We start from the raw sequence: 10099 nt of genomic DNA, 5'->3' as shown, positions 1-10099 counted from the left end.
CTAACCGACGCTTTTTGTCGTTGCGAAGGAACGCTTTGTGTGACTGCGGCAATCCTCGCTTTTATCCCCACTATTGTTTATTCCCATTCCTTTTCCGCCTACGGCGAGATTGCCACGCTAAGAAACCCCTCCTACGCCAAGGCTTCGGCGGGTAAAGCTCGCAAGATAAACTACAAAAGACGGAATGGGGGAAAAGCGCAAAGCTAACTGCCCCTCCACCTACGCTACAATACAAGCTTCGGCGGATAAACCTCATCCCATTAACCTCTTTACAAACTCTTGGGGACTTACACCCCAAACATCCTCAAGGGTAGAAGGCAAAAATGGGAAGGTGTATGCGCCGTAGTACCAGAGTGAGTAGACACCACATACGTCTTTCTTTTATGCTTTTATCCTTGCCTTTGCTTTTCTTTCATTAAAAAAGTATGTGTTTAGGAACGAATTACGAGGTGCAACTACACCTCAAGCAAGAATCGGGCTGTTAACAAAAGGTTCAAGCCTTTTGTTCCCCTACTCTGAGCCTGTTAAGCCCTTCGGAGACGCCCTTTGTGCAGAAGGGTGAGTTCTCAGAGTGCCTGATTGTTGTGTAGAAGGTGTATGCGCCGTAGTACCAGAGTGAGTAGACACCACATACTTTTTTGTCCCTTATTCTTCCTTTTCTTCGCCTATATCCACAAGTACCTTTTTTACTTCTTCTTCCGTTTCTCTTAGTTTTGCTCTACATACTTTTAGCAACAACGAAGCTCTTTTAACCTTTTCAAGAAGACTGTCCATCTCTATATCTTCATTTTCAATCAGAGCAACTATCTCTTCAAGTTCAGCAAGGGCGTTGGAATATGTCATTTCTTCTTTTTTTGCCATTTTTTCACCTCGTTTTTTTGACTTTTGTGACTCTACTTTCTACCTCACCTGTATGAAATTTTGTTTTTATAGAATCCCCAGTTTGGAGTTCTTCAAAGTTTTTTACAAGTGAACCATTCTTAAAAGTGAGTGTGTATCCTTTTTTAAGCACATTTACAGGGTTCATCAAATCTATCTTATCTTTATATCTTTCAATAGAGATTTTTTTACTTTTAAAAAAGACTGTAATACCTTTTAAAACAATTTCTGGTAATTGTTTTAACTTAAACTCGTTTGCAGCAAGCTGTTTTGAGGTACTATTTTTAAAGTTTTCTATTAGGGCATTAAAAGACTGCTTTTTTTGTTGAATAAAAAAGTTTGTAAAAATAAGAAGATGTTTATCTATCGTTGAAAGGGTTTCCTGTTGCTTGGCAAGTTGATTATTTAACTGAATAGAAAATCTTCTTCCTGCCTGTTCAAGATTCTCTTCAAACTCTCTTGTTTTTAAGATAATAAACTCAGCAACAGCTGTAGGACTTATCAACTTAGTGTGGGCAACAATATCTGCAACAGTCTCATCTCTTTGATGTCCAATACCTGTGATAACAGGGATAGGGCATAGAGCAATGGCTTTACCTATATTGTGGTTATCAAAACTATGTAAATCAACCTTATCACCCCCACCTCTAATTATTATTGCTATATCAAACTTACCTTCTTTTATAGAAGGGGAACCTAAAGCTTCAGTTATAGATTTTTCTGAAAGTTCTCCTTGCATATAAGCATGAAAAAGTTCTGTTTTGAAAAGGTATTTATAAGGGTTGTTATTGAGGGTGTTCATAAAATCTTCATAACCAGCTGCAGTAGGAGAAGATATAACCGCAATTCTTTGTGGAACTGTTGGGAAAGGTAACAACTTGTTTTTGTTTAGAAGACCTTCTTTTTCAAGTAGAGCAAGTATCTTTTTTTTATGTAGCGCAAATTCTCCGAGGGTATAAGAAGGGTCTATATCATTAACATTTAATTTAAATCCGTATACCCCATGAAAAAGCACTTCTATTAATAGAAGTACCTTCATCCCATCTTTAAGAGGTTGACCTGTTGCTTCGGTAAACTTTCTGCTTATATATTCAAACCTGTTTTTCCATATAACTCCACCTGTTTTTGCAATAACTGAGTGTTGATTTTTTTCTACAAGGTCCAAATAACAGTGTTGTGAATAGGTATGAACCTTTAAATCGGCTATTTCAGCACTCACCCAATATTGTAGCGGAAAAGATGTATCAAGGGAGTTTTTTACTGCCTCTAAAAAGTTTTTTAATGTTAAAGTTTCCATAACATAAAATTATAACAGAAAGCCGTTAAATATAAAAGTTTAGTTATTATAAGGGCTTTGATTTGTTGAGAAAGATCTAATATAAAAGTTAGTATAACAACTACTACCCACTTTGTCACCATTATGAAGTGGTAATAAAAAACGAGATTCCGGATCAAGTCCGGAATGACATATAAGGGGCAATCTCATACTTTATCATTACGTCTTTTGTTTTTGGTTAAGTTGCTAACTGTCCCTCCACCTACGTCAAGGTATACCTGCCGAAGCTTGTATTTTAGCGTAGGTTGGCTTCAGCGGGTAAAACTCGCAAGACTAACTACAAAAGACGGAATGGGGGGCTATTTCTTTTCGTATACTTGACTAAGACGAAGGTCTGACCTCCGCAAAATACTTATAGGTACAACCTTCATCACTTGTAATGACAATCTTTCCTTATTTGCCTCTCCCCCTGAGGGAGAGGATGCAAGGTGAGGGGGGGGTTCTTTTATGTCTTTATCTGCCGTTTTGTGGCATTGCGAGGAATGCTTCTAATGATGTGGCAACCCTCGTCTTGATCCTTCTACCCCTCGGAGATACTCGGGACAAGACCCCAAGGGTAGAGGGCAAAAGCGGGAGAGAGTAAATAACGCACATACGCTTCTCTCTTATCCTTTATCCTTGTCTTGCCGTTTTGTGGCATTGCGAGCGCTTAAAGGATAGCCAAATTTGGCATATTATGTAAAAAAGGATAAAATGAAAGGGTTGTAAATAGAGTAAAGGGTTCCTATGATAGAGATTGAATTATTTATTTTGCGCTTGTAGCTCAACCGGATAGAGCGTTGGCCTCCGGAGCCGAAGGCTGTGAGTTCGAATCTCACCAAGCGCACTGCAGATTTTCTTTTGTAACCTATGCCTGTGGAGCTCTCTTCAAATTGAGCCAATACCCTATCTTAAAAAATTAGAGTTTTTCCAGTTCTTTTTGCATAAGATTTATCTTGTAGCTGAGAGTTTCTGGTGTAACAAAAAACTCGTGGGCTTCAGGATGATATCCAAAATCTTTGTTCCTCTCAACAATTTCCTTATCCTTTTTGGTAATAGATATCTGTTTTTCAAAAAGTTTTTTGAGTTTGTTTATTGTTTGCCTGTCTTTCTGGTTTTTCTTATAAAGGTTAAGTAGCCGGTAAAACTCTATTATATCAATAGTGCTTTCAATCAATAGACCTATATGAACAGCCATATCAAGCTCTTTATTGTACCTCTTGTTCTGTTTGTTATTCTCAAGTTGTCCTTCTTTGAGAATTTCAATACCTTTATCCCAGTCTGCAAGAAGTTTTGTAAAAACTCTCACAACAAAATGTGGAGTAAACGGGTTAATCCAGGTTTCAAGGTTTTCGCCTACCTTGATGTGCCCGTCTTTATCTCTTGGCAGAGGACGCCATGAAGGTATAACACCTGTCTTTTCCGCTTCCAAAGAAAGAGGGTATGCAGTTGAATAATTGACAGGAGAGTTGTAAAGAAAAGGTATACTGAAAGGGTAATTTTTCCACGCTTTTGAAAAGAGTTTCCATGCCTTTGTAACGTAACTGGCAGTTTTTCGGTCTCCAAACTCGCTTATTGCGATCTCTTTAACTACTTTTGATGCAGAGAGTTCTGGGTTAAGAGACATCTTTCCTGCTACCTTGCTCATAGGAGTAATATCTCCCCCAAATATCCAGCAACCGAGATATCCGTCTACATTAATATTTCTCATCCTGGATATTTTTTCAGCAAGTATGTACGGAACAGGAATGTAAGGGACGGTAACAAGTTCATGGGTTGTGCCGAGTTGTATCTTTGCCATAATTTTCAAAGCTCTGCTTTTTGCTTGAGAATATATGTCCTTAAACCGTTTTGATGGACCTGTAAAAGAAAAACTATATTCGTTAACAGGAATTTTTTTATTAAGAACTTTTATTGAGCCGCCTCTTTCAAAATCTGCCATAAGAATAACGTCGTTGGGAAGTAAACTTACAAGTTGTTTTTGTGGGTCTGGCTCTATAATGTACCAACTCCAATTCCAGACGATAGTTTCGGACTGTGGGCTTGCTGTTTTTATGCCTGAATTGACAAGAGTTACTATTTCTGCGACAACCTCGGAAGGGTTACGTATAATGCACCTTTCACAGCCAAACTGAGTTTCTGTTTTGTCTGTCAAATTTTTCTGCCACTTGGGATAATGGGAGTAGCAGTGGGTGTGAAATTCGCTTGCGGTTATCATAAATGTACCACCTAAACCAGAGACTTTTTTAAAGAGGTTATAACTGCTCTGAAAGAGATAATCTTTTACTTTTTGAGTGCTTGAGCAGAGGGCATAACAGTTTCCAGAAAGACGTCCTTTAACGTCGTCATTTTTCTGCCAGAAAACGCTATCAGCGGGGAAACCGCGAGGTTCACATAGGTACAGAAAAACTTTTAATCCGTATCTACCTGCTTTTTCAACAAGTTTGTTGAGAGCAGGAATCTGTTCTTTTTCTTTTTGACCAAATTCTGGGAAAATATCTGAGCCAACAATGTTGCTAAGAACACAATGTATCCATATTGAGTTAAATCCTTCACTTGCGACTTCTTCAAGGTAATTTTCTGGATGTGTCTTTAAAGAATCTTCTATCTCTCTCCCGTAAAAATCCGACCACGGAGAACGTATTATCCTTGGTCCGCTCAGCGGTTTCATATAACTCTCCTTTCTCTCCTCCCCTTCCCACTTTGTTCCCCACCTTGGTTGCAAACCTCGGAGGTTTGTCCCGAGTGCCTCCGAGGGAATTGCCACGTTATGAAATCCCTCAGAAAACCTGTCGGGACAAGCCACTCGCAAAGATGGACTGGGAAAAGCCCCCCTCATCCTTGATCCTTCTCCCCTTGGGGTAGAAGGCAAAATGTGTGGTATTTCCTCTCAACGCTCCTCTCCTTTTGGAGCTTGTCCCAGTATCTTTGAGAGATTTTATCTCTTTTAAGGTTCTAAAATATTTATGTTGTCAGGTAGGTCGCTTTCAAACTTTTCTGGGTTTCCAACAATAAGGATTGTAAGTTTATCAGGGAAAATATATTTGTTTGCTACCCTTGCAATATCTTCTCTAGTAACATTCTTTACGCCTTGGATAAGTTTTTGAGGGTAGTCTGAAGGGTATCCATAAAATTCGTATCTTATAATCCGTGTTATTATTTTATCTTTAGTATCAGACCAGAACACTTCACTATTTATGATACCTTCTTTTGCAACTGTAAGTTCTTCATCGGTTATTCCTACCGACGCAAGACTTATCTCTTTTTGCATAAGGTCAATTGCTTCAAGGGTTCTTTCGGATTTTGTCTGTACTCCAGCTGAAAATGTACCTGTGTAACCTAACTCTCCTCCAAACCCTGCCCAAGCGCTGTATGCAAGCCCTTTCTCTTGCCTGATATTTTTTGAAAACCTTGAATTCCAACTAGCTCCAAGAATCCTGCTTATGACAAGCGCTGTAAAGTAATCAGGGTCATCTCTTCTTAACCCGATATGTCCCATCTTTATTATGGATTGTGTTGCTTCTTTTTTGATTATCAAGTTTGTGGTTGAAGGGTTTATTGCAAAATCTATCTCGGGTGCAGAAGGTATAGGTACTTTCTCTGGTGACCAAGTTTTAAACTCTTTTTTTATATATTGGAGCATTTCATCTTTATCAAAGTCACCCCAGACACCTAATATAATGTTTTGAGGTTGAAAAAAAGTTTTATGAAACTGAAAAATGTCATCTTGAGTAATGTTTTTGATAGTTTCATACTCAATAGTTCTAGCATAAGGGCTTTTTGTGCCATACAAGAGTTTTCTAAATTCTCTATTTGAAATCTCATCTATATCATCGTCTCTTCTACTGATAGCCGTGTTGTGTCGTATTTTAGATAACTCAATTTTTGTTTTGTCAAAAGAAGGTTGTTTCAACAGAGCAACAAAGATAGGAAAAATATGTGTAAAATTATCTGTATCTATCAACCCTTGTGCCCATCCTATATCTTTACCTACTCCAAAACTCAAACGAGCACCAAAATTTTCAAGAGTTTTATCTATATTATCTCCACTGATATCACCTGCTCCACCGGTTCTTATAGTATCAAAAGTTATTGATGCTAACCCTATCTTTTCTTCTGGGTCGTATTTTGTACCAGTTTTAATAGTTGAATAAAAATTTATTAAAGGTAGACTATGGTCTTCCATAAGAATAAGAGTCAACCCATTAGGTAACACCTCTTTTGTGTAGGATGGTAATGTTGTTTCTGGTAAAGGGGGAAATTTAAATTGTTCTATTTTTTTTGATAACATTTTTGGTGCACACCCGTTAAAAAGTAAGGTTATAGCAATAAAAAAAAAGAGTTTTTTATCCATCGTTAATCCTTTTTTAAAGGTTCTATTTTACCAATAGTTCTTCTAGCTTCCGTAAAATATTCTTTAGCAACCCTTTTTATATCCTCTAAAGAAACGTCTCTAATCTTTTCTTCATACTTAAAAAGATTCTGCCAATCTCCGGTTATTGCTTTATAGTATGCAAGTTCTCTTGCTAACTTTCTTTTAGATTTCAAAGAAGCTAAAAGTTCTATTCTAAGTCTTGCTTTGGCACCTAAAATCTCTTCTTCTGTCAAACATCCTTTTTTAAGGTCTTCTATAGTTTCAATGATTGATGTTTCAAGTTGTTTGTTGTTGCCATTTTGGGAAGAGATAGCAAAAAGGTAAAATATACCTGGATATTGAGGAGTCCAACACCAAGAACCAGTTGATACCGCAGATTTTTCTTCTTTCACAAGACGTTGATATAGTTTTGAAGTTCTGCCACTTGCAAGTATTTCAGCACACACTTGAAGAGCGGGTACGTCTTTATGTTTAATATCTGGTATAGGGTATCCGAGTAAAAAAATAGGTTGAGAATCCATATTAATAACAAACTGTTTTTCAGAAACACTCTCTGGTTCTGTGAAAGTCTTAACTGGAGGAGTTTGACCTGAAGGAATATTTTCAAAGTATTTCTTTACAAGAGGTAAAAATGTGTCTGGATATATATCGCCTGCTACAGAAATAATGATATTTGAGGGTATATAATATTTTTTGTAAAAGTTTTTGACTTTTTCTCGAGACATATTGTTTAGGTCTTCAGAATAACCTACAATAGGGTTTCTATAAGGATGTATTTTATATATTAAACCTAAAAACTCTTCCATAAGTTTTCCAAATGGAGAGTTATCTACCCTCATCCTACGTTCCTCTTTGACTACTTCAAGTTCTTCATAGAACCCTCTGAATACTGGATTAAAAAGCCTGTTAGATTCTAAAGCAGCCCAAAGTTCTACTCTGTTTGAAGGTAGTTCTACCCAAAAAGCGGTCATATCATAACTACAATAAGCGTTTGGTCCAACAGCACCGTGCATATCAAGAATTTTCCCAAACTCATTAGACACGTTAAAAGTTGCCGCTTTACTGTTAAGAGCAGAAAATTCTTCATAAAGTTGTTTTATTAATGGACTATTATGTGGTTGTGAAAGTTGAATACTTTTAATCTCTTTATATTTTTTATCAATCTTTTCTAAAATAGATTTTTCTGTTCTCCAATCTGTTGTCCCAAGTGTAGGTGTTCCGTTAAAAGCAAGATGTTCAATAAGATGACTTATTCCTGTGTCGCCAAGTTTTTCGTTAACGCTTCCAACCTTAACGTGTATATGAAATGAAACAACTGGGGCAGTATGGTCTTCAAGTAAAATAAAGTGGAGCCCATTTTTAAGTGTATGTTCGGTTATTCTGTTCTTATATTGGTCCATTGTAGATGAAAAAAGTCGGCAAGAAAAAGATAATATTATAAAAAAAATTAGTACTATCCTTCTAATGTATATGTTTGTTGAACTTTGTTGTCCTTTAGTTATATTTGTAGCCATAATGTGAATATTCAGTAAACCCTGTCTCGCTATTCTAAAACTTACCTGCATAAATCTTTTGTGCAGGTGAAAACTTGTTTCCACTATACAAGCAAGGTTGGGGTTCATTCCCAATTTTTAGTAAATATCAGCAAACCATCCCCAACTCTCCTCCCTCAGGAATGCTCGGGATAAGCCTCATCCCATTAACTTGCTCTGCAGACCCCTCATCCTTGATCCTTCTCCCCCAAGGGCAGAAGGCAAAAACTCCTTATTTCTGCAAATCCGTAAGGCAGACTACCTGCTCTGAACGGTGTTTACTGAGGACGTACATCATAATTTGCTTCTGATATTAGCAAAATATTGTGATGACAAACAAACTGAGCGGTTTTTAATATAACTTATATATTAGGTATTGTCATCTTCTCTTTTTTCTTCGTCTTTATCGTTTGGCAAGAAATCTTTGTCTAACAGGTTTTCTTCCAATGTTGTTAGTTCAGGGTCATCTTTAGTTATTGATAAAAACCAGAATAGACCTGCAGTAAAAAGGAAAATAGCAATTATTTGAGTAGGGTATAACCCAAGGCTGGTTTCAAGTAGATCTCCTCTAAATTTATCTATTGTGTACCTAATGAAGGCAAACCCCATTATATATGCACTAAAAACTGTACCCTCTTTAAGTTTTCGCTTATTTAGGCACAAAAGAAGAGCAAATAGAAAAAGGTGACATACTGTATAATATAATTGTGTAGGATGAACCTTAGTTAACAGGTGAGGGAATTTAACTGCCCACGGTAGTTCAGACGGTTTCCCCCAACAACACCCGTTTAAAAAACAGCCGACTCTTCCTAAAGCCTGTGCAAGAGGGACTGGAACTGATATCAGGTCAAGGGTTTTGCGTAGATTAAAGTTTTTGATTTTAGAGTATAGAAATAGAAAAATAATAGCAGAAATAATAGCCCCTTCTGCTGCCAAACCGCCGTTTCTTATTGAAACTATCTCGAGAAGGTTTCTATAATAATAGTGGAAATGTACAAGAATATGTAGAACTCGTCCCCCTATTATTCCCCATAATACCGAAAAAAAGATTATATTTGATATAGTATCTTGTGTATAATTATTCTGACGGGCAAGTTTTTGGAATATTAAACTGCTTATAAAAACTCCAATTGCTACCATTACTCCATACCAATAAATAACAAAACTACCTATTGTGAGAAATTCGGGGTACATCTTTCTCCTTAATCTGTTCCAGTAAAATTAAGCATACACCCGTAACAATAAATGTGTCAGCTAAATTGAATACTGGCCAAATATGTAGGTTAATAAAATCTATAACTGAATTTACTCTTATTCTATCGGTCATATTACCTAAAATTCCGCCTTCAATCATCCCAAAAGCAATCTGAAGTTTAATGGTTTTTTCTTTCTGTTTAAGAAGGTATATTAAAATAAGAGTTGCTATCACTAAAGAAGTGCCAACAATAAAATATTTCAGATTGCATCTGCTCAACATACCAAAACATATACCTGTATTTCTCACAAGTGTAAGTGAAAAATATCTAAATATATCAAATGAAATAGCACCGTGCTCAAGTAAATTTATTATAATAAACTTTGAAATTTGGTCTAAAGCAAAAGCAACAGCAGATGTCACATAAAAAAAATTAAGGCTCTTATTCTCCACTTTTTTCTTTCTCTCGCTGGCAGGCGATACAGAGTTTAGCGTAAGGTAGAGCTTTGAGCCTTGTTTTAGCAATCTTTTTTCCGCATTCATCGCATATACCAAAGGTGTTGTTTTCAAGTTTTTGTAATGATTCTCTAATACTGTTTAGGGTTTTCTGTTCAGCATCAGAAAGGTTTATTTCAAGCCCTTTTCCAAACTCATCAGTTCCGTAGTCGGCTAAATGCGTAGGAATACCTTTCTCCCCTTTTGTAAGCATTTCTCTTGAATGACCTAAGTTTTTACAGATACGTTCTTTCTCTCTGTCAAGAAGTTTTTTATAAAACTCTTTCTCTTTTTTTAGCATAATTAGT

At 36.6% G+C, this 10099-nt stretch carries 9 protein-coding genes and 1 tRNA gene; 2 read left to right on the top strand and 8 right to left on the bottom strand.

Features of this window, described 5'->3' with window-relative positions; all coding sequences use genetic code 11:
- Positions 1–207 (top strand): hypothetical protein (locus tag M0P98_05390; GenBank protein ID MCK9266296.1); only part of this gene is annotated, 207 nt, incomplete at its 5' end.
- A gap of 438 nt (positions 208–645) precedes the next feature.
- On the opposite strand, the gene xseB is transcribed toward M0P98_05390, so the two are convergent.
- Both xseB and xseA read right to left on the bottom strand, forming a co-directional pair.
- Positions 646–861, bottom strand: a complete 216-nt coding sequence (xseB, locus tag M0P98_05385; protein ID MCK9266295.1) for an exodeoxyribonuclease VII small subunit — start codon at positions 859–861, stop codon at positions 646–648.
- Between the two features lie 4 nt (positions 862–865).
- Positions 866–2176 (bottom strand): exodeoxyribonuclease VII large subunit, encoded by a 1311-nt coding sequence (xseA, locus tag M0P98_05380; protein MCK9266294.1) that lies wholly within the window; start codon positions 2174–2176, stop codon positions 866–868.
- A gap of 791 nt (positions 2177–2967) precedes the next feature.
- On the opposite strand from xseA, the gene M0P98_05375 reads away from it, so the two are divergent.
- Positions 2968–3041, top strand: a tRNA-Arg gene (locus M0P98_05375).
- Between the two features lie 72 nt (positions 3042–3113).
- Here the strand turns inward: M0P98_05375 and M0P98_05370 are convergent.
- The 6 genes from M0P98_05370 to M0P98_05345 all read right to left on the bottom strand — a co-directional run bounded on the left by M0P98_05370 (position 3114) and on the right by M0P98_05345 (position 10092).
- The gene (locus tag M0P98_05370; GenBank protein ID MCK9266293.1) at positions 3114–4865 is read right to left on the bottom strand and encodes a hypothetical protein; all 1752 of its coding nucleotides are present in this window, start codon (positions 4863–4865) and stop codon (positions 3114–3116) included.
- Positions 4866–5141: 276 nt separating this feature from the next.
- Entirely contained in the window at positions 5142–6548 is a 1407-nt protein-coding gene (locus tag M0P98_05365) for an insulinase family protein (protein MCK9266292.1), read from the bottom strand.
- A 2-nt stretch (positions 6549–6550) separates the two neighbouring features.
- Positions 6551–8083, bottom strand: a complete 1533-nt coding sequence (locus tag M0P98_05360) for an insulinase family protein (protein ID MCK9266291.1) — start codon at positions 8081–8083, stop codon at positions 6551–6553.
- Between the two features lie 387 nt (positions 8084–8470).
- Positions 8471–9295 (bottom strand): prolipoprotein diacylglyceryl transferase, encoded by an 825-nt coding sequence (lgt, locus tag M0P98_05355; GenBank protein ID MCK9266290.1) that lies wholly within the window; start codon positions 9293–9295, stop codon positions 8471–8473.
- The gene (gene lspA, locus M0P98_05350) at positions 9267–9749 is read right to left on the bottom strand and encodes a signal peptidase II (GenBank protein MCK9266289.1); all 483 of its coding nucleotides are present in this window, start codon (positions 9747–9749) and stop codon (positions 9267–9269) included. The genes lgt and lspA overlap by 29 nt, the downstream gene beginning before the upstream one ends.
- Positions 9739–10092 (bottom strand): TraR/DksA family transcriptional regulator, encoded by a 354-nt coding sequence (locus M0P98_05345; GenBank protein MCK9266288.1) that lies wholly within the window; start codon positions 10090–10092, stop codon positions 9739–9741. The genes lspA and M0P98_05345 overlap by 11 nt, the downstream gene beginning before the upstream one ends.
- Positions 10093–10099: the final 7 nt, after the last annotated feature.

This window comes from bacterium, assembly GCA_023230585.1.
Lineage (GTDB): Bacteria > Ratteibacteria > UBA8468 > B48-G9 > JAFGKM01 > JALNXB01.
Note: the sequence above shows the minus strand (reverse complement) of the source record. Positions and strands in the feature narration are given on the sequence as shown.